The 17601-nt window shown below is 65.1% G+C and carries 16 protein-coding genes, 1 tRNA gene and 1 rRNA gene; 9 read left to right on the top strand and 9 right to left on the bottom strand.

Annotation, left to right across the window (positions count from 1 at the left end; genetic code table 11):
- Positions 1–23: 23 nt before the first annotated feature.
- Entirely contained in the window at positions 24–452 is a 429-nt protein-coding gene (locus tag NGB94_RS05015) for a hypothetical protein (RefSeq protein ID WP_325789489.1), read from the top strand.
- On the opposite strand, the gene NGB94_RS05010 is transcribed toward NGB94_RS05015, so the two are convergent.
- Complete coding sequence (locus NGB94_RS05010) at positions 449–1096, bottom strand: peptidyl-tRNA hydrolase (protein ID WP_325789487.1); 648 nt, start codon at positions 1094–1096, stop codon at positions 449–451. The two genes, NGB94_RS05015 and NGB94_RS05010, sit on opposite strands and share 4 nt — an antisense overlap.
- A gap of 72 nt (positions 1097–1168) precedes the next feature.
- Here NGB94_RS05010 and NGB94_RS05005 point away from each other — a divergent pair, with 72 nt between their 5' ends.
- Positions 1169–1813, top strand: a complete 645-nt coding sequence (locus NGB94_RS05005; protein ID WP_325789485.1) for a LysE family translocator — start codon at positions 1169–1171, stop codon at positions 1811–1813.
- A 138-nt stretch (positions 1814–1951) separates the two neighbouring features.
- Positions 1952–2773, top strand: coding sequence for a transporter substrate-binding domain-containing protein (locus NGB94_RS05000; RefSeq protein WP_325789484.1), 822 nt, complete (start codon positions 1952–1954; stop codon positions 2771–2773).
- A gap of 216 nt (positions 2774–2989) precedes the next feature.
- On the opposite strand, the gene NGB94_RS04995 is transcribed toward NGB94_RS05000, so the two are convergent.
- The gene (locus tag NGB94_RS04995; protein WP_325789483.1) at positions 2990–3598 is read right to left on the bottom strand and encodes a TetR-like C-terminal domain-containing protein; all 609 of its coding nucleotides are present in this window, start codon (positions 3596–3598) and stop codon (positions 2990–2992) included.
- A gap of 126 nt (positions 3599–3724) precedes the next feature.
- Here NGB94_RS04995 and NGB94_RS04990 point away from each other — a divergent pair, with 126 nt between their 5' ends.
- A complete protein-coding gene (locus tag NGB94_RS04990; protein ID WP_325789481.1) occupies positions 3725–4696 on the top strand; it encodes a DUF5692 family protein in 972 nt (323 codons plus the stop codon).
- A 116-nt stretch (positions 4697–4812) separates the two neighbouring features.
- Here NGB94_RS04990 and NGB94_RS04985 read toward each other — a convergent pair whose 3' ends face one another.
- The 3 genes from NGB94_RS04985 to NGB94_RS04975 form a co-directional block, all read right to left on the bottom strand.
- The gene (locus NGB94_RS04985; protein ID WP_325789757.1) at positions 4813–5856 is read right to left on the bottom strand and encodes an MFS transporter; all 1044 of its coding nucleotides are present in this window, start codon (positions 5854–5856) and stop codon (positions 4813–4815) included.
- 363 nt (positions 5857–6219) lie between these two features.
- Positions 6220–6296 (bottom strand) — tRNA-Thr (locus NGB94_RS04980).
- A gap of 145 nt (positions 6297–6441) precedes the next feature.
- Positions 6442–7320: a DsbA family protein gene (locus NGB94_RS04975; RefSeq protein WP_325789479.1), complete on the bottom strand. Its 879-nt coding sequence runs from the start codon at positions 7318–7320 to the stop codon at positions 6442–6444.
- A gap of 164 nt (positions 7321–7484) precedes the next feature.
- Between NGB94_RS04975 and NGB94_RS04970 the strand changes: the two genes are divergently transcribed.
- From NGB94_RS04970 to NGB94_RS04955, 4 genes are all read left to right on the top strand, one after another.
- Positions 7485–8951 carry an alpha,alpha-trehalose-phosphate synthase (UDP-forming) gene (locus NGB94_RS04970; protein ID WP_325789477.1) on the top strand — a complete coding sequence of 489 codons (1467 nt, stop codon included), beginning with the start codon at positions 7485–7487 and terminating at the stop codon, positions 8949–8951.
- Positions 8948–9724: a trehalose-phosphatase gene (otsB, locus tag NGB94_RS04965; protein ID WP_325789475.1), complete on the top strand. Its 777-nt coding sequence runs from the start codon at positions 8948–8950 to the stop codon at positions 9722–9724. The genes NGB94_RS04970 and otsB overlap by 4 nt, the downstream gene beginning before the upstream one ends.
- A gap of 170 nt (positions 9725–9894) precedes the next feature.
- Positions 9895–10983, top strand: coding sequence for a sn-glycerol-3-phosphate ABC transporter ATP-binding protein UgpC (locus tag NGB94_RS04960; protein ID WP_325789474.1), 1089 nt, complete (start codon positions 9895–9897; stop codon positions 10981–10983).
- A 114-nt stretch (positions 10984–11097) separates the two neighbouring features.
- Positions 11098–12453, top strand: a complete 1356-nt coding sequence (locus NGB94_RS04955; RefSeq protein ID WP_325789473.1) for a DUF4032 domain-containing protein — start codon at positions 11098–11100, stop codon at positions 12451–12453.
- A 63-nt stretch (positions 12454–12516) separates the two neighbouring features.
- On the opposite strand, the gene NGB94_RS04950 is transcribed toward NGB94_RS04955, so the two are convergent.
- Positions 12517–13236 carry a hypothetical protein gene (locus tag NGB94_RS04950; protein WP_325789471.1) on the bottom strand — a complete coding sequence of 240 codons (720 nt, stop codon included), beginning with the start codon at positions 13234–13236 and terminating at the stop codon, positions 12517–12519.
- A gap of 250 nt (positions 13237–13486) precedes the next feature.
- Here NGB94_RS04950 and NGB94_RS04945 point away from each other — a divergent pair, with 250 nt between their 5' ends.
- Complete coding sequence (locus tag NGB94_RS04945) at positions 13487–15211, top strand: glycoside hydrolase family 13 protein (RefSeq protein ID WP_325789470.1); 1725 nt, start codon at positions 13487–13489, stop codon at positions 15209–15211.
- A gap of 15 nt (positions 15212–15226) precedes the next feature.
- On the opposite strand, the gene NGB94_RS04940 is transcribed toward NGB94_RS04945, so the two are convergent.
- The 3 genes from NGB94_RS04940 to rrf form a co-directional block, all read right to left on the bottom strand.
- Positions 15227–16600, bottom strand: a complete 1374-nt coding sequence (locus NGB94_RS04940) for an FAD-binding oxidoreductase (RefSeq protein ID WP_418910609.1) — start codon at positions 16598–16600, stop codon at positions 15227–15229.
- 10 nt (positions 16601–16610) lie between these two features.
- Positions 16611–17084 (bottom strand): SRPBCC domain-containing protein, encoded by a 474-nt coding sequence (locus NGB94_RS04935; protein ID WP_325789469.1) that lies wholly within the window; start codon positions 17082–17084, stop codon positions 16611–16613.
- Positions 17085–17499: 415 nt separating this feature from the next.
- Positions 17500–17601: ribosomal RNA gene (gene rrf / locus NGB94_RS04930) — 5S ribosomal RNA — on the bottom strand; the annotation flags it as partial.

The raw sequence follows: 17601 nt of genomic DNA, 5'->3' as shown, positions 1-17601 counted from the left end.
GCGGAAAGAGTACGTTGGCACCCATGACGGAACAGCCAGCGGCCGGCCCCCGCGGGAAGAAGATGCCCAAGGACAGGGCGGCCGCGGATCCGTGGGACCAGGTTCGGCGGGAATTCGGTCTTTACTCGATCAGCGAACTGGCCGGGTGGCTTGACTTCGGCGGACCGGAAAACCTGCGCGCCCGGCTCCTGACCGGCAAGGCACGGGTGCTGGCGGTGGCGGACAAGGCGGGCATCCGCTATCCGGGGTTCCAGTTCGATGAAACCCGACGGCGGGTGATTCCAGTCGTGAAGGACATCACCGCACTGGGACGCCGAAGCGGCTGGCGGGACGAGGAACTTCTCCAGTGGTTCTGCCGACCGAATCCGCTGCTTTCCGGCAAGCGTCCCGTGGACGTCCTCCAGGACGAGGAGCATCTGCTCCCGGCAGCCGAGCAGGACCTTTCCCGCTAGGGCTGCAGGGCCGCTGCCGGGGCCACGAACGCCGTGGCTGAGCCCGGGTCGATCTCAGTCAAACCTGCGTCAACAATGAGCGGGCCGGCACCGGCAGACGAACTGAGTTCCCGGAAAAGTCCCGCCCGGACTTCCGTCACCGCAGCACCGGGCCGGGCTGTGAACGCCTTCGCTTCTTCCGGGGTGAGGGCCAAATACCAGGCCAGCAGGGCATGGGCTGCCTGGGCCGCGGCCTTTCCGGTGGACATGGCCAGATCCTGGTTGAGCACAATCAGCGGGTTCGCCGGGCTGGCCGGCACGGGCTCGCCTGCCGGGAGCTGGGTTCCAGAGACCTGCAGCGAGCGCAGCGCCCGCGGCATGTCTTCGTAAGTCTGCGGCTCGAAGGCCGCTGCCTCGGCCTTGCCGATCACCACGGTCCCGGAGAGCGCGCCGGCACTGAGCTTGGCGAAGGGCTTGGGGCCGGCCCTCCGCACCGTCTTGGTGAACCGCCCGTGCACCCAGTCCTGCCAGGGTTCATCGCTGTCCCGCCGGGCATAGGCCAGCACGCAGGCCAGCGCTGCTGCCGCTACGGCGTCGAGGTGGGCTGCGGGGTCTTCCTTGTCCACGCGGAGCAGGATGGGCTGGACGGTATCGCTGGGCTGCACTCCCTCAGTTTCCCACGGCGCGGGAGCCGTCATGGTGGACCCTGCCTCGCGGTCCGCAGTTACGATAGGCGGGTGACTGTCGAACAGGCCCTGCTGGGCTTCACCGCCGTAGCCGTTCTGCTAACCATCATGCCGGGCCTGGATTCGGCCATGGTGCTTCGCTCGGCCATCAGCCAGGGCCCCAAACACGCGGTGGCCACCGGCATGGGCATCAATACCGGATCCTTCCTTTGGGGTGCGGCCGCCGCCGTGGGCATCTCCGCCCTGCTCACCGCATCCGAAGCTGCCTATACAGCGCTGAAACTGGCCGGGGCAGCCTACATGCTTTGGCTCGGCTTCTCGCTGCTCTGGAAGTCCTTCCGCCGGCGGCATGCCCCGGTGCCGGTCGACGGCGTTCCATCCCCGGCAGCGCCCGGCGAGCGTCTGGCTGCATCGTGGGCCAAGGGCCTGGGCACCAACCTGCTGAACCCGAAGGTGGGCGTCAGCTACATTGCCATGATCCCGCAGTTTATGCCCGCGGACGTCTCTCCCCTGCTCATGGGCCTGGCGCTTGCCGGCGTCCACGTGCTGCTCAGTGTTATCTGGTTCGGACTGATCATTTCCGCAGCGCACCTGGCCCGAAAGGCACTTCAGGCTCCCCGGTCAGTGAAGATCACCGATCGGATCACCGGCGTCGCACTGCTGGGCTTCGGGACGTCCCTGGCCCTGAAACACTAGCGCCGCCGGTCGGTAACAAAACGGCATCACACCCCTTACAGGTCTCTGACTAGGGCAGACGCCCCAGCGCGGCTCCTGCTAGGTCTGGTTGGACGGAGATATCGCTACCCTCCGCCCCCACCAGAAAAGGAGCACTACATGAAGTACCGCCTGCTGCCCGTCTTTGCCGCCGCCGCCCTCCTGGCCACAGGATGCACCGCCTCGGCAGAGGAGTCTCCCGCAGCGGCTGAGGACACCGGCCCCGGTTCCCGGCTCGAGGCAATCACCGAGCGCGGCTCCCTGAAGGTCTGCACCACCGGTGACTACCGCCCCTTCACCTATCTGGACCCGGAAACCGGTGAATGGAGCGGGATCGACATTGCCATGGCGCAGGACCTCGCCTCCCGGCTGGACGTCGACGTCGAGTTTGTGCAGACCAGCTGGAAAGACCTGATGCCCGATTTCCTGGCCGGCTGCGACATCGGCGTGGGCGGGGTTTCAATCTCGCTGGCGCGTGCCCAGCAGGCCTTCTACACCAACCCCGTCCTGGACGACGGCAAGACGCCGATCACCCTGTGCGGCAAGGAAGAGCTCTACGACACGGTGGAGGAAATCAACTCCCCGGACGTCCGTTCCATCACCCCGATCGGCGGCACGAATGAAATCTTCGCGGACACGAATTACCCCGACGGCGAGATCATCCGTTTCGAGGACAACAACACGATCTTCGACGAGATTGTCGCCGGCCGGGCGGACGTGATGACCACGGATGCCGCGGAGGTGAAGTGGGTCGCCAACGAGTACCCCGAACTGTGCGCCGTGGATCCGGACAATCCGTTCAATTTCTCCCAGAAGGCCTACCTGCTGCCGCTGGGGGACACAGTGTTCCAGGAGTACGTCAACCAGTGGCTGAACCTCGCGGAGAATGACGGAACGTACGACGCCGCGAAGGAACCGTGGTGGGGCGTGGCTGAAGGCTAGGCCACCGTTAAAAACAGGTGCCGGCCCGGAGCCGGTGATTCCACCCCCATGGAAATCACCGGCTTCGGCCCGGCGCTTGAATTTGTGCGTTGTTCCTCAATGAGAATAGCGAACATTGCTTTTTGCCTGCGCCGCTTTAGGACACAAATGGATACCAAACAGGTCGCCGGGCCGGTTTTGTGCGTCAGCAGGCTCCCGGCCCGGAAACTCCCCCGCTTACTGCGGGCGCTTCGTTCCCTGCGGCGCAGCACGCGCGTCGAGGCGGCGGACGGACTCCTGCACGGCTCCGTGCAGCATGATTTCGAGATCGCCGACCACGCGGTAGGGGTGTTCGGCCATGCCATCGGCAACCCACCGGAGCACCACTGCAAGCACGGCCGACGTGTAAAAGTCGACCACCAGCACCCGGTCCTGCGCGCGCCGCGGTCCGCCGCTCTCGTCCATGACGGCCTCGGTGACGGGCCGCATCTGCCGGAACAGGAAACGCTCAACCCCCGGCTGACCCACCCCGTTGATGACCCCAAGGGTCGTTGATCGGTTCTCCCGCATGTACAGCATCAACCGCACCAGGCCGTCGGCCCATCCCTCTTCGGCCGCGAAGGCCCGGACCCGGCGGGCCACTTCTGTCTCGAATACCCAGACGGCGAGGTGCCGCACGTCGGGGAAATGATAGTAGAACGCCTGCCGCGTCAGCCCGCAGTCCCGCACCAGTTCGGTGACTGTGACCTTATCCAGCGGCTGCGAGCGCAGCCGGGCTTTGAGCGCGCCTGCAAGAGCCGCTCTGGTATCCGTCGAGCGCTTCTTCGGGGGGACCGCACCGGTCATGCCTGAAGGTAACACCGTGTCCGGCTGGACACATCGCCTCAACTGTCTAATGATCCGCGGGGCGGGCGTTTCTACCTTTAAAACCGAAGGAACTACTACACCGGGCTGCTAAGGAGAGGTCCCCCAATGTTCTTGTTCGAATCGATTCCCTGGTATTCCTGGGCGATGTTCGGCGTCGTCCTGGTTGGCCTCATTGCGCTCAATGAGGTGACACGGCGCTGGAAGTGGGCCGGGCTGGCATTCTTCGTGGCGCTGCCGATCCTTTTGACCCTGTTCGTGTGGCCGACGACGGCAGGAGACGGATCGTCCACCGGTACCTGGTTCCACTGGGTGAAGGTGTACTCGGCACTCCTTGGGTGCCTGGGCTTCATGCTGATCCGCTACGTTCCCCGTTTGGCGAAGAACCGCTGGATGCTGCTGTTTCCTCCGCTGATCCTGGCGATCAACATCGCCGAGGCTGTTATCCGTGACTTTGAGGTGGCCGGCCTGCAGGGGATGCACGACGGCGTGTTCATGGTCGGCGGTCCGTGGAACTACATGAACGCCGTGGCCGGCATCCTGAACCTGCTCACCATCTGCGGCTGGATGGGCATTTTCGTCTCGAGCGATAAGTCAAAGGACATGATCTGGCCGGACATGATGTGGTTCTGGATCATCGCCTACGACCTGTGGAACTTCGCCTACGTGTACAACTGCGTCGGTGACCACGCGTTCTACGCCGGTGCGGCGCTGCTCATCTCCTGCACCATCCCCGCGTTCTTCCTGAAGAAGGGCGCCTGGCTGCAGCACCGCGCCCACACGCTGGCGCTGTGGATGATGTTCACTATGGCGGTTCCGACGTTCGTGAGCACGTCTCCGTTCGCCGTTGATTCCTCGCACAACCCGACCGCCCTGTTCGTGGTGTCGGCCATCTCGCTGGCAGCCAACATCGCCGTCGCGGTCTACCAGGTGTTCACCATTGCCAAGCGGCACCGCCACCCGCTGCGCGATGAGCTGTACACCGACCTGCCCCAGTACCAGGAGGTGCGCGACGCGAACCTTCCCGGCGATTCCGTCCGGCCCGGCTCCCCGGGAACGGGAAGTGCGGTTACCGTCTAAGAACACGATGATGCGCCGGCTCCGGCCGGAAATGCAGCGGACCATGCGCGCCGTGGCCGAGCCCCCCAGGCTCGGCCACGGCGCTGACGCATCCAAGGGGCCGCGCTGCCGCTGTCCTAGCGCCTGGTGCGGCGCAGGCACACGATGAGCAGTCCGCCGGTCACGGCGGACAGACCGCCAACCATGAGCAGCGCTGCCGGGGAGACGCCGTCCACGAGGATCCCACCGATAACCGCGCCTGCTGCGATCGCTGCGTTGAACATCACCACCAGCAGTCCGACGATCTGCTCGAGGCGGGTTGGTTCGGTGCGTGCACCCCAGGTCTGCAGCGATGTGGGCACACCGCCGAAGCCAAAGCCCCACAGTGCTGCGGCGGCGAACAGCCCAGCGGCAGACCCGCCGGTGATCAGCATCAGCAGCATCCCGGCGCCCAGGACGGACGGGAACAGGATCACTCCCAGCCGCAGCGAGCGGTCGGCTACGGGGCCGGCAGCCAGGGTGCCCAGGAAGTTGGCGATTCCGAAGACAAGCAGCATCAGCGCTATTCCTGCGGCATCCATACCGGAGAGGCTCTCGGCTGCCGGACGGATGTAGGTGAACCCGGCGAAATGGCCGCCGGAAATCAGGAAAGCGGCCAGCAGGCCCAGCAGCACTATTCCGGACCGGAGCGTGGAGCCCAGGGCGCGGAGCCCGCTGGCGGCACCGGCTGCAATCCCCGGCAGGGTGGCAGCCTGCAGGACCAGAGCCAGCACGGCGGCGCCGGCTCCCAGGACAAATACAGCTCGCCAGCCCCAGACCTCGCCCAGCCAGGCGCCGAGCGGAACCGCAGCCACAGTCGCGGTCGAGACTCCGGTATTCACCACTGTCAGTGCCCTGCCCAGGCGGTCGGCCGGCACCAAATGCGCGGCGACGGCGATTGCCATGGCCCAGAATCCTGCCAGGGCGATGCCCAGCAGCACCCTGGCCGCCAGGAGCACCGGAAGACTGGGGGCAAGGGCAACAAGGATGTTTGAGACTGCCGCGAGCAGGGTGAGTCCGAGCATCACCCTGCGGCGGTCGGCATGGGGCAGGACAACCGCAATCATCAGTGCCGTCACCGCCGCGGCCGCAGCAGTCATGGTGACGCTTTGCCCGGCCGCTCCGGCACTGACCCCCCAGATCCTCTGCCATACGCGGCAGCAGGCTTGCGGGCAGGAACTCGGCCATCACAATGGCGAAGATTCCCAGCCCCAGTGATACGACGCCGGCCCAGTTCGCCTTGGTTTGGGCCGGTGCATCAGTTACCGCGCTCACCGGTCTTCCTTGCCGGATTCGGTGCTGGGTGTCGTGGCCATAGCGTTCCTTTCGCCTTCTCCGGCCCGGTCTGGGCCTTTGAAAACGCTAGGACCGGCTGGGAAACACAGCCAGATTCCCGTTGAGACCGGGGCATGGGAGGACCCCCTGGAACGGGACGTCCGGCACCGAAAAACCCCAAAGAAAAACCCCTCCTGATCGGGCGTTTTACCTGATCAGAAGGGGTTTGGTGGAGCCCCCTGCCGGATTCGAACCGGCGACCCCCTGTTTACAAGACAGGTGCTCTGGCCAACTGAGCTAAGGAGGCGTGGGCCGCCAATGCGGGCCCCGCGCCGTCGTCGTCGCAGTCATCTGACAAACGACAAAACAGCGCTAGACAAGATTAGCCCAGCATGCCCGCCGGAACGAAACCGGTCCGGTTCCGTTCCGGCGGGCAGCCGGACCAGGTGGAACTAGGAGGAAGCCTCGGCCTTGTTGGCGTCGATGGCGCTCTGGACCGTGTCCACGAAGGAGTTCAGGTCCGCTTCGGCACCGTTGACGTAGACGGTCGGAGTTCCGGCGACGCCAGCTTCACGGGCCAGCGCATCGGAGTACTTCACGTACGTACGGAAACCGTCATTCTGGATGCAGTCCGCCGCGTCGGAAGCCCCAACGGACTCCGCCATGTCTGCGAGCGCGGCGTTGTTAATCTCACCGGAAGCATGCTGGGCGAAGATTGCCTTCATGAAATCCCAGTAGGACTCGGGGTTGGTGTCAGCGACACAGGCGGCAGCGTTGGCACCGCGGGAGGAGTAGTTGGTCGGAGAGCCGCTGTCCAGGAATGCCACCGTGCGGTACTCGAGGGTGACCTCACCGGCGTCGAGCCAGGTCTTGACCTGGTCTGAGTACGCGGAGGAGAAGTCGGCGCAGTGGACACAGTTGATGTCCACATATTCAACAATCTGCACCGGCTCGCCGGGAGCCGCTGCTTCCACGCCGGCGGGGACGGTCTCGCCCGCATCGTTCGTGGTGGTCGCTTCGGGGAGGTTGTTGACGTCAACCTCACCGGTGTCCGCCGGCTCGAGCGACGTGGTGGACGTCAGGGTGAACCCGCCGTTGACGTTTCCGTTGGCCGGAGCCGGGCCGGCGTCGGGGATTCCGCCGCGGACACTGTTGATAACGATCACAGCGACGATCACAATGACGGCAACGATTCCAGCGACAATACCCCAGCGGGTCAGCAGCTTGTTGCGGCGCTCCTTCTTCAGCTGTGCCTCACGCAGGGCCCGTGCCTTCTCGCGGGCGGCGGCCTGGCGCTCGGCCTTGGTGACCTTGGGATTCCGGTCGCTCATAGTTCCTTCTGTCTCTCAAACGGCCGCAGTTGGGCGGCATCAGGTACTCGGTCTTCAGGGACAACCATAATCCCTGCACCTGAGCGTCAACGCCCGGAGTGGGTACAAAGGTTCCCCCGTTGGATAGAGTGGCGAACAAACAAGTCAACTTAGGAGTGCAAAAGGTGAACGCTGTTGCCGCTGAATCGAAAAACGAGATTTCAACGGACGGGTACGGCGATTACGACTTCATAGTGGTCTCCAACCGCCTGCCCGTGGACCGGGTGGCGGACAACGGGTCAGAGGGCGGAGACAGCTGGCGCCGCTCCCCCGGCGGCCTCGTGACGGCGCTGGCGCCGGTGATGGCGAAAGCCGACGGCGCGTGGGTGGGCTGGCACGGTGCGCCGGATGAAACGCTTGAACCGTTTGACCATGACAACATGCACCTTCGGCCGGTGCCGCTGAGCGCTTCCGAAGTGGAGCTTTATTACGAAGGCTTCTCCAACGCCACACTCTGGCCGCTTTACCACGACGTCATTGCGCCCCCGGAATTCCACCGAACCTGGTGGGATTCATACCGCACTGTGAACCGCCGGTTCGCGGAGGCCGCTGCCGAAGTCGCCGCTGAAGGCGCCACTGTCTGGGTGCAGGACTACCAGCTGCAGCTCGTGCCGCAGATGCTCCGCAAGGCACGCCCGGACCTGAAGATCGGCTTCTTCAACCACATCCCCTTCCCGCCGCTGGAGATTTTCGCCCAGCTGCCGTGGCGGCGGGACATCATCGCCGGCCTGCTGGGAGCCGACCTCATCGGGTTCCAGCGGCCCAGCGACACCGCCAACTTCCTGCGCTGCGTCCGCCGGTTCGCCGGCCATTCCGTGCGCCAGCAGCAGGTGCACATCACCGACGAAGAGGGCAATACCTACATCTCCCGGGCCGAAGCCTTCCCGATCTCCATCGACGTGGACCAGATCACCGAGCTGGCCAAGCGCGAGGACATCATTGAGCGCTCCAAGCAGATCCGCCGCGAACTGGGCAACCCGAAGGTCATCCTGCTCGGCGTCGACCGCCTGGATTACACCAAGGGGATCAGCCACCGGCTCAAGGCCTACGGCGAACTCCTCGAGGACGGCCGGATCAGCGTCGAGGATGCCGCCCTGATCCAGGTTGCCAGCCCCAGCCGCGAACGCGTGGAACAGTACCGGCTGCTGCGCGAAGAGGTCGAAGGCACCGTCGGCCGCATCAACGGCACCTTCGACACCATGTCCAACACGGCCATCCGCTACCTGCACCACTCCTACCCGGTGGAGGAAATGGTGGCCCTGTACCTGGCCTCGGACGTCATGCTGGTCACTGCGCTGCGCGACGGCATGAACCTCGTGGCCAAGGAATACGTGGCCGCCCGCACCGAGAACACCGGCGCACTGGTGCTCAGCGAGTTCGCCGGGGCAGCGGACCAGCTCCGCCAGGCCGTGCTGGTCAATCCGCACGATATCGACCGGCTGAAGGACGCGATCGTTTCCGCCATCCAGATGCAGCCGCGCGAAGCCCAGCGCCGCATGCGCCTGATGCGCCGGCAGGTCCTGCAGAACGACGTCGAGCGCTGGTCGCAGAACTTCCTCAACGCGCTGCGCCTGGAAGGAGAACCCCAGTGATCACCTTGGAGCTGCGCTCCGCCCTCGCCACCCTTGCAACGGCCGACCACCTCCTGGTCGCAGTGGACTTCGACGGCACGCTTGCGCCGCTGGTGGAACACGCCGACGACGCCCGGCCGCTCCCGGCCGCAGCGGCAGCACTGCGGTCCCTGGCCGGCGTGCCGGGCACCGCAACGGCGCTGATCTCGGGCCGGGCGCTGGACAGCCTGCGTGCCGTTGCCACCCCCGAGCCGGAAACCCTGCTGGTGGGCAGCCACGGCGCGGAGACGTGGACCGGCCCCAACGCCGAACCGCTGCAGCTCACCCCGGAGCAGGCGGACCTGCTGGCCCGTGCCCGCGCGGCCGTCGCCGAAGTGGCCGAAGCCTGCGCCGGCTGCCGTGTCGAAGACAAGCCCGCAGGCGTCGTCCTGCATACCCGCAGCGCGTCCGACGGCGATGCCTCCGCAGCGGTCGAGGCAGCACGCGCCCGGCTGGGAGAGCTGGACGGAGTGCAGGTCACGGATGGCAAGCGAGTCCTGGAAGCCTCGGTTGTCCATGCGAACAAGGGCGAAGGCATCCTCGCGCTGCGCGAGCTGACCGGCGCCACGGCTGTCCTTTTCGCCGGTGACGATGTCACCGATGAAAAGGGCTTCGCCGTGCTGGAGCCCGGGGACGTGGGAATCAAGGTTGGACCAGGCGAAACTGCCGCAGAGTTCCGCGTTGAATCACCGGCCGAGTTCGCCGCCGTACTGGAGCATCTGCACGAACTGCGCCTGGCCGCCGTGGGAAATTAACCTTCCGGCAACCTGTTTTCCTTCTGTCCGCTGGACAGACGTGGCATACTTGCCACCAGTGAGCCTCCCCGTGGTGTGCATCACCTGTTTTTTACTGCTGTTTCACAACTAAACATCCACCCATTCACAACGGATCGTCGGGCACGTACCTGCCCGTGAAGGGAAATATCATGGCAACGGTAACGTTTGACCAAGCTACGCGTCTGTACCCGGGCACCGAGCGCCCTGCAGTCGATAACCTCAGCCTCGAAATCGCCGACGGCGAGTTCCTGGTGCTCGTTGGCCCCTCCGGCTGCGGCAAGTCCACCTCGCTGCGCATGCTCGCCGGCTTGGAAGACGTCAACTCCGGGCGAATCCTCATTGGCGACCGCGACGTCACCGACGTCCCGCCCAAGGACCGCGACATCGCCATGGTGTTCCAGAACTACGCCCTGTACCCCCACATGTCAGTGGCGGACAACATGGGCTTTGCGCTGAAGATCGCCGGAGTCCCGAAGGAAGAGCGCCTGGAGCGTGTCCGTGAGGCCGCCAAGCTCCTCGACCTTGAGGATTACCTGGACCGCAAGCCCAAGGCACTCTCCGGCGGCCAGCGCCAGCGTGTTGCCATGGGACGCGCGATCGTCCGTAACCCGCAGGTCTTCCTCATGGATGAGCCGCTCTCCAACCTCGATGCCAAGCTGCGCGTGCAGACCCGCACCCAGATCGCCTCGCTGACCCGCCGTCTCGGCGTCACCACCGTCTACGTCACGCACGACCAGGTCGAAGCCATGACCATGGGCGACCGCGTTGCCGTGCTGAAGGACGGCATCCTCCAGCAGGTCGACACTCCCCGCAACCTCTACGACAAGCCGATGAACGTTTTTGTCGCCGGCTTCATGGGCTCTCCCGCCATGAACCTGCTGGAACTGCCCGTCACTGAAGGCGGAGTAACCTTCGGCGGCACCGTGTACCCGGTTCCGCGCAGCATCCTCGACGCCGCTGCCGGCAACACCGTCACGTTCGGCGTCCGGCCGGAAGACATGGACGTTGCTGCCGAAGGCGAGGGCCTGAAAGTGGAGGTAGATGTGGTCGAGGAACTCGGCGCAGATGCTTTCGTCTACGGACACACCTTCCTGGACGGCCAGGAGCATGAGATCACGGCCCGTGTGGATGCCCGGAAGCCACCGGCCAAGGGCGACACCCTGTTCGTCAAGCCGAAGGCGGGCCACGTGCACCTGTTTGACACGAGCACCGGTAAGCGACTTGCTGACGAAGCATAGTCTTTAGCAACACTGTGCGCGTGCGGTGGCCTATCCCCTGATCTAGACTTTCAGGGGGAAGGCCACCGCACTGGTTTAACCCCATCCCAGCGCTGATAGAAGGCATCAATGCCAATGACTGAAGCTCCACGCGCCAACTGGCGAGATGAACCAACCAACTGGGAGCAGCCCGGCAAGCTCCCCCGCAGCCATTCGGAGGCCACACAGGAGCCCCTCGGATCGCTGAACATTACTGCCGCTTCCATGGACCCGGCCCTGCTGGACCTGCCTTGGTCCATACCGCTGGAAGACTGGCCCAAGGAAAACCTCGCGGCGCTTCCCCGCGGCATCTCCCGGCACGTTGTCCGGTTCGCACGGATGGGTGATTCGCTCATCGCCATCAAGGAAACCAGCGAACACGTGGCCCGGCAGGAGTACCACATGCTGCGCAAGCTCCGGCGGCTAAACGTCCCCTGCGTTGCCCCGGTGGCGGTCATAACCGGCCGCCAGGACGCGGACGGGAATGAGCTGGCACCGGTGCTCGTCACCCGCCATCTGCGCTTTTCCCTGCCTTACCGGGCAGTGTTTTCCCAGACCCTGCGGGAAGTCACCCTGACCCGCCTGATTGACGCTCAGGCCCTGCTGCTGGTCCGGCTGCATCTGGCGGGGTTCTACTGGGGCGACGTGTCTCTTTCCAACACACTGTTCCGCCGGGATGCCGGAGCCTTTGCGGCTTATCTGGTCGACGCGGAAACCGGTGAACTGTATCCGGAGCTCTCCCGGGGCCAGCGTGAATACGATCTGGAGATCGCCCGTGTGAACATCGCCGGTGAATTGATGGACCTCGCCGAGGGCGGCCTGATCGAAGAGAACATCGATCCGCTGGCTACCAGCGAACGCATCATGGACAGTTACCGGAATCTTTGGGCCGAGCTGACCGAGCAGGAATCCTTTGAGCTGGGCGAGCGCTGGCGCGTGAACGCGCGCATCCGTCGCCTGAACGAACTGGGGTTCGACGTCGACGAACTCACTATCCGCACCACGCCGGACGGTTCCCAGGTGCAGCTCCAGCCCAAGGTGGTCGACGCCGGCCATCACCAGCGCCGCCTGCTGCGCCTCACCGGCCTGGATGCCCAGGAGAACCAGGCCCGCCGCCTGCTGAACGATCTGGACTCGTACCGGGCGGACAACCACCCGGAGATGGACGAGGAACTGAGCGCCCACCTCTGGGTCACCCAGGTCTTCGAGCCGATCGTGAAATCCGTTCCGCGGGAGCTGGGCAGCAAACTGGAGCAGGCCGAGCTGGTGCACGAGGTGCTGGAGCACCGCTGGTACATGTCGGAGAAGGAGAACCGCAACGTACCACTGGCGGAAGCGGTGCAGTCCTACCTGGACAACGAGCTGCGCCACCGCCGGGATGAGGCTGCGATCCTGCTCAACCCGGATACCACCACCATGCGGATCCTCGAAAGCGGAGCGACTCCGAACTAGCTCACCTGTGAAAGCACGCAGGCCGGACCCTCGGCTCCGGCCTGCGTGCTTCTGGTGTCTGAGTTAGAGGGACTGTTCCAAGTCCTCAAAGCTGCCGCATTCGATCATTTCGCCGTCCACGAAGTAGGTCCCCGGTCCCCGCTCCGAGCAGACCTCGTAGAAGGTGCTCGCGGTGTCCACGGCGAAGACAAAGATGGCAATCGTGGCAAGCAGGGTCAGCAGGAACACGACCGCACCGATGATGATGCCGGCCAGGGCCGGCGCGTTGCTCATCCGTGCCTTCCGCGACTGCACGAATGCCACGATGCTCAGGATCACGCCCACCAGTGACGCGAACGGGATGAAGAACAGGCAGGAAAGGATCAGCCCCACGATGCCCATGGTCTTGCCGGGCTGCGGCGCGGGAGCCTGGTAGTTGCCCGGGTATCCGTAGGGCGAGGGCGGAACACCGTAGCCGGCGCCGTAATTCGGCTGGCCCGCCTGCGGCTGCCCCCATGGCCCCTGCCCGGCGGACGGAGAGTACTGCGGCTCCGGCTGCCGTGCAGCGCCCGGTGCTGCATCCTGTCCGGCCACCGAAGAGGCGGACACCGAAGAAGCGGCGTCCGGAGCGGTGTCCGGCTTGTGCTCCGATATGGCGTCTGGATTGGCGTCCGACGAATAGCTGTCATTCAGCGGCTGCGTCGGGGAATCGGCGTCGGCTGCGTTCCCGGGAGTCCGGCCCCAGGGCTGGGCCAGCGGGTCCTTCGCGGAATCGCCCGGGACGTCGTTGCGGTTCTCTGACATGGTTCTCCCGTGAATATCTGGTTGGTCGATTCGGAGGCCGGCCGGCCCGTCTACGGGCCGCCGGCAGTCGCGGTAAGTCTATCTGACGTGCACTAACGCTCCCTGGAGGTGCGTTTGCAGGGGCAGTCCCGGTGCACGGGCCGCCGGGACTGTGCGGGTTATCACGCCGCTTCCCCGGCACATAAGCGACCCGGACCTCGTTTAAACAGGAGTACCCAGACCGCACAAAAGAAAAGGGGTGATTCATTTCATGGACAACGCTCCCCGCGTACCTGTCGCACGAAACGGAGATCTCCGCGTGGTTCCGGTCCATGCAGCCTCCTCCGGGCGTGAGCGGCAGTGGTGGCGCTCCTCGGTGATCTACCAGATCTACCCCCGTTCCTTCCGCGACCTGCGCGGCGACGGCATCGGCGACCTGCCCGGCATCACCGCCGAAATCCCCGCCCTGGCGAGCCTGGACATCGACGCGATCTGGCTCTCCCCCTTCTACGTCTCCCCGCAGAAAGACGCCGGCTACGACGTCGCCGACTACTGCGACGTCGACCCCCTCTTCGGCACCCTGAACGACTTCGATGACCTCGTCGCCGCCGCCAAAAACCACGGCATCCGCGTCATCGTCGACCTCGTCCCCAACCACTGCTCCGACCAGCACCCCCTCTTCCAGGCCGCCCTCGCCGCCCCGGAAAACTCCCCCGCCCGGGACATGTTCATCTTCCGCGACGGCACCGGCGACAACGGCGAAAACCCGCCCAATAACTGGCAGTCCCACTTCGGCGGCCCCGCCTGGACCCGGGTCCAAAACCCCGACGGCACCCCCGGCCAGTGGTACCTGCACCTCTTCGACTCCACCCAGCCCGACTTCAACTGGGACAACCCCGCCATCCACGATGAATTCGAACGCATCCTGCGCTTCTGGCTCGACCGCGGCGTCGGCGGCTTCCGCGTCGACGTGGCCCACGCACTGATCAAGAAAAACGGGCTCCCCGACTGGGGCGGCCGCGCCGACGGTGCCTCCTCCGAAGGCTTCCCCGGCGACCAGGCACCAATGTTCGGCCAGGCCGGCATCCACGACATCTACCGCTCCTGGCGCAAGATCCTCGACGAATACGACGGCGACCGCGTGCTCTGCGCCGAAGCGAACGTCGATCCCCTGGACCGGCTCACCGACTGGGTCCGCTCCGACGAAATGCACCAGACCTTCAACTTCACCTACCTCAGTCATCCCTGGGACGCGGGCGAGCTGCGCCGCATCATCGAAACCAGCCTCACCGCCTTCGACAAAGTCGGCGCCCCCACCACCTGGGTCCTCTCCAACCACGACATCGTCCGCCACGTCTCCCGCTTCGGACTCAAGGGGAATGAGTTAAGGCTCGGAGACGGCATTGGCCCCGAAGATGCACAGCCGGACCATGTCCTCGGTCTGGCCCGTGCCCGGGCGGCGACACTGCTGATGCTCGCGCTTCCCGGCGGTGTCTATCTCTATCAGGGCGAGGAACTCGGACTTCCGGACCACACGATGATCCCCAATGAGTTCCGTCAGGATCCTACCTTCCACCGCACGGAGGGCATCCGGGTTGGCCGGGACGGCTCACGGGTGCCGCTGCCCTGGACGGCGGACGCGCCGTCGTACGGATTCAGCAGCACCGGAAAGAGCTGGCTGCCCCAGCCCGGGCTCTGGGGTACGCATTCGCGCGATATCCAGGAACGGAATCCGGACTCCACGCTGCGGATGTACCGCACCGCGCTGTCACTGCGCCGGGAGCTTGGCCTGGGCCACGGTTCCCTGGCCTGGTGGCCGGAGCATGACGCCGACGGCGTCGTCGCTTTCGTCAACGGGAACATCCTCGCGGTGATGAACATGGGAACCAAGCCGGTGGAACTGCCGGAGTACGAAATCCTGCACGAAAGCTCACCCGGTGCCATGGAACACACGCGGCTGCGCCCGAACCGGACGGTGTGGATGCGCCTGCCGTAACCGGTAGGTTCGCCGCTAGATTCCGGGGACGGCTTTGCCCGGGTTTAGGATGCCGGCGGGGTCAAAGATTGCCTTGATGTGGCGCTGCAGCTGCAGGACCTCTTCCTGCTGTTCCTGCGGCAGCCAGCGGAGCTTGAACTGGCCGATGCCGTGCTCCCCGGTGATCGTGCCGCCCATGCGCAGTGCCACGGTGATGGATTCGTCCAGGGCGGCGTTGAGCCTCTCGACGCCGCCCGCCCCCTCCTCGGCTCCGATCCAGAAGGTGGGATGCAGGTTTCCGTCTCCGGCGTGGGCAACTACCTTCAGCTGCACCCGGTGGTCCGCTGCCATCCGCTCAAGCTCTGCCACGTAATGCACCAGCTGTGAACGGGGCACAGCAACGTCCTCGCCAACACGGATCTCATGGTCGACGTCGTCGCCCCGGCTGTGGCGGCGCAGTTCAAGGAGGCGCTCGGCCTCCTCCGAGCCTTCGCTGCTGACGGTACCGCCAAGCTCGGTGAGCACCGCGCGCACTGCTGCTGCCTCGGCTTCAGCGCCGAACCCGTCCGTCTGGATCAGCAGCAGGGCGCCGCCGCGGGTGCCAAGGTCCGAACCATGCGCACCGTCCAGTGCGGCCATGGTGGCGCCGTCGAGCAGTTCCATGATGGAGGGCTGCACTCGTGCGGCGCCGACGGCCAGCACGCCTGCTGCCGCGGTACGGAAGTCCGGGAAGAATGCTGCCACGGTTCGCACCTCGTGGGGCAGGTAGCGCAGCCGCACGGTCACGCCGACCACGATGCCCAAGGTACCCTCCGAACCCGTGAAAAGGCCCGTGAGGTCATACCCGGCAACCCCCTTGAAACTCTGGTGTCCGGTGTGGATCAGGGTGCCGTCAGACAGCACCACGTCCAGCGCCAGCACTGAATCCCTGGTCACTCCGTACTTGGCGCAGCGAAGTCCGCCGGCGTTCGTGGCAACGTTGCCGCCGATGGTCGAGATCCTGTAGCTCGCCGGGTCCGGCGCGTACATCAGGCCGTGCGGCTTCACGGCTTCGTTGAGGTCGGCGTTGACGACGCCGGCTTCGACGACTGCGAGCTCGTCACCCGGGCGAACATCCAAGATGCGGTTCATTCTCTCCAGGCTCAGGACGATGCAGTTCCGGGTAGCGTGTGCACCGCCGGAGACGCCGGTACCGGCTCCCCGGGGAACAACCGCAGTTTTGGTCCGCGAAGCCCAACGCAGGATCTCCTGCACGTCGGAGACCGATTCCGCCCAGACCACGGCCAGGGGATCAATCAATTCCTGAATTGGGCCCTGGTCGCGGGCGTACCGCTTCAGGGTTTCAGGATCCGTGTCGATGCGGACACCAGGGATTGATACTTCCAGGTCGTGCAGGGCAGGCATGGTCATAGCAAGAAGGCTACCGGGCGCCCATGAAACGGGCGTAACGTTGCAGAACGTTGCGCCACAGAGCGCCTGCTTCCTCCCGCTGCGCAGCTCCGTCCGGCGCCGTGTCGAATCCGGTGTGCCGTACTGTCACGGCGGTCTCTGGACCTTCTGCAGTGAAGGCAATGCTCACTGAGGTTGAGCCGGTTCCGGGATTCCATTCAAGCTCCAGCAGCTCGCCGGGACGGATCTCCTGGACAGCTGCCCGGATTTCGGTCTCGTCGCCCTCGCTGGTTTCAACGAGCGCGCCGCCCTCGAACTCAACATGGGTGCCCTCACCGAAATCTGTGAACTCCGCCGGCCACCAGAGGTGGGGATACTCGTGGAACCCGCGGAAGGCCTCATCTGTTTCACGGGGAACAACACAGTTCTCGATGACATCGGCGACTGGTGCGCGGGCGCCCTCGGGCTCGGGTTCCGGGGCATGGGAGAAAAGCGAAGATGTCATCTTCCCAGCCTACGCAGTCCTTGGAGTGGTTTCCGGAATGCAGGAACTCTTAGCCCATGCTCATATGGTCAAGAGCAGCGCCGTCCTCTGGGATGGTTTAGCCCTCTGGAATGGTTTACCTGATCCGGCCTTATGCCGGCACCATGGGCGGAGTCGATTGGATGTGGTCCACGGACCGAGCTCGGTGACTGGGTCGTGTTCGATTTCGGGCGCCTTTGTGTGCCGCGGTTCCCATGGTGTGGGGCTGGTGTTGCCTGGTGTGGTCCCACCGGGTAACAGGTGTCACGGAGTGTGGGAAGGACGGTCGGGGTGTCACCGCAGCACGGTCCCTGGGGTGTTTTCGGTCCCCTGCTGGAAATGTGGTGTTAAAGCAGTTCAGGCCCCGCAGCTTTGCGGGGCCTGAACTTTAATGGTTGTCCGGCGGTGACCTACTCTCCCACACCCTCCCGGGTGCAGTACCATCGGCGCTGCGGGTCTTAGCTTCCGGGTTCGGAATGGGACCGGGCGTTTCCCCCGC

The organism is Arthrobacter koreensis, from assembly GCF_035792275.1.
In the GTDB taxonomy this organism is placed as follows: domain Bacteria; phylum Actinomycetota; class Actinomycetes; order Actinomycetales; family Micrococcaceae; genus Arthrobacter_B; species Arthrobacter_B koreensis_A.
The sequence above is the reverse complement of the archived record's forward strand: the minus strand, read 5'-3'. Positions and strand labels throughout refer to the sequence as shown.

Excerpts from the sequence above, each read along its gene's own strand:
- NGB94_RS04955 (WP_325789473.1), top strand. The coding sequence starts at position 11,098 with ATGACTGAAGCTCCACGCGCCAACTGGCGAGATGAACCAACCAACTGG.
- NGB94_RS04975 (WP_325789479.1), bottom strand. The coding sequence starts at position 7,320 with ATGAGCGACCGGAATCCCAAGGTCACCAAGGCCGAGCGCCAGGCCGCC.
- NGB94_RS04960 (WP_325789474.1), top strand. The coding sequence starts at position 9,895 with ATGGCAACGGTAACGTTTGACCAAGCTACGCGTCTGTACCCGGGCACC.
- NGB94_RS05000 (WP_325789484.1), top strand. The coding sequence starts at position 1,952 with ATGAAGTACCGCCTGCTGCCCGTCTTTGCCGCCGCCGCCCTCCTGGCC.
- NGB94_RS04995 (WP_325789483.1), bottom strand. The coding sequence starts at position 3,598 with ATGACCGGTGCGGTCCCCCCGAAGAAGCGCTCGACGGATACCAGAGCG.
- NGB94_RS04950 (WP_325789471.1), bottom strand. The coding sequence starts at position 13,236 with ATGTCAGAGAACCGCAACGACGTCCCGGGCGATTCCGCGAAGGACCCG.
- NGB94_RS04940 (WP_418910609.1), bottom strand. The coding sequence starts at position 16,600 with ATGACCATGCCTGCCCTGCACGACCTGGAAGTATCAATCCCTGGTGTC.
- NGB94_RS04945 (WP_325789470.1), top strand. The coding sequence starts at position 13,487 with ATGGACAACGCTCCCCGCGTACCTGTCGCACGAAACGGAGATCTCCGC.
- NGB94_RS04990 (WP_325789481.1), top strand. The coding sequence starts at position 3,725 with ATGTTCTTGTTCGAATCGATTCCCTGGTATTCCTGGGCGATGTTCGGC.
- NGB94_RS04935 (WP_325789469.1), bottom strand. The coding sequence starts at position 17,084 with ATGACATCTTCGCTTTTCTCCCATGCCCCGGAACCCGAGCCCGAGGGC.
- NGB94_RS05015 (WP_325789489.1), top strand. The coding sequence starts at position 24 with ATGACGGAACAGCCAGCGGCCGGCCCCCGCGGGAAGAAGATGCCCAAG.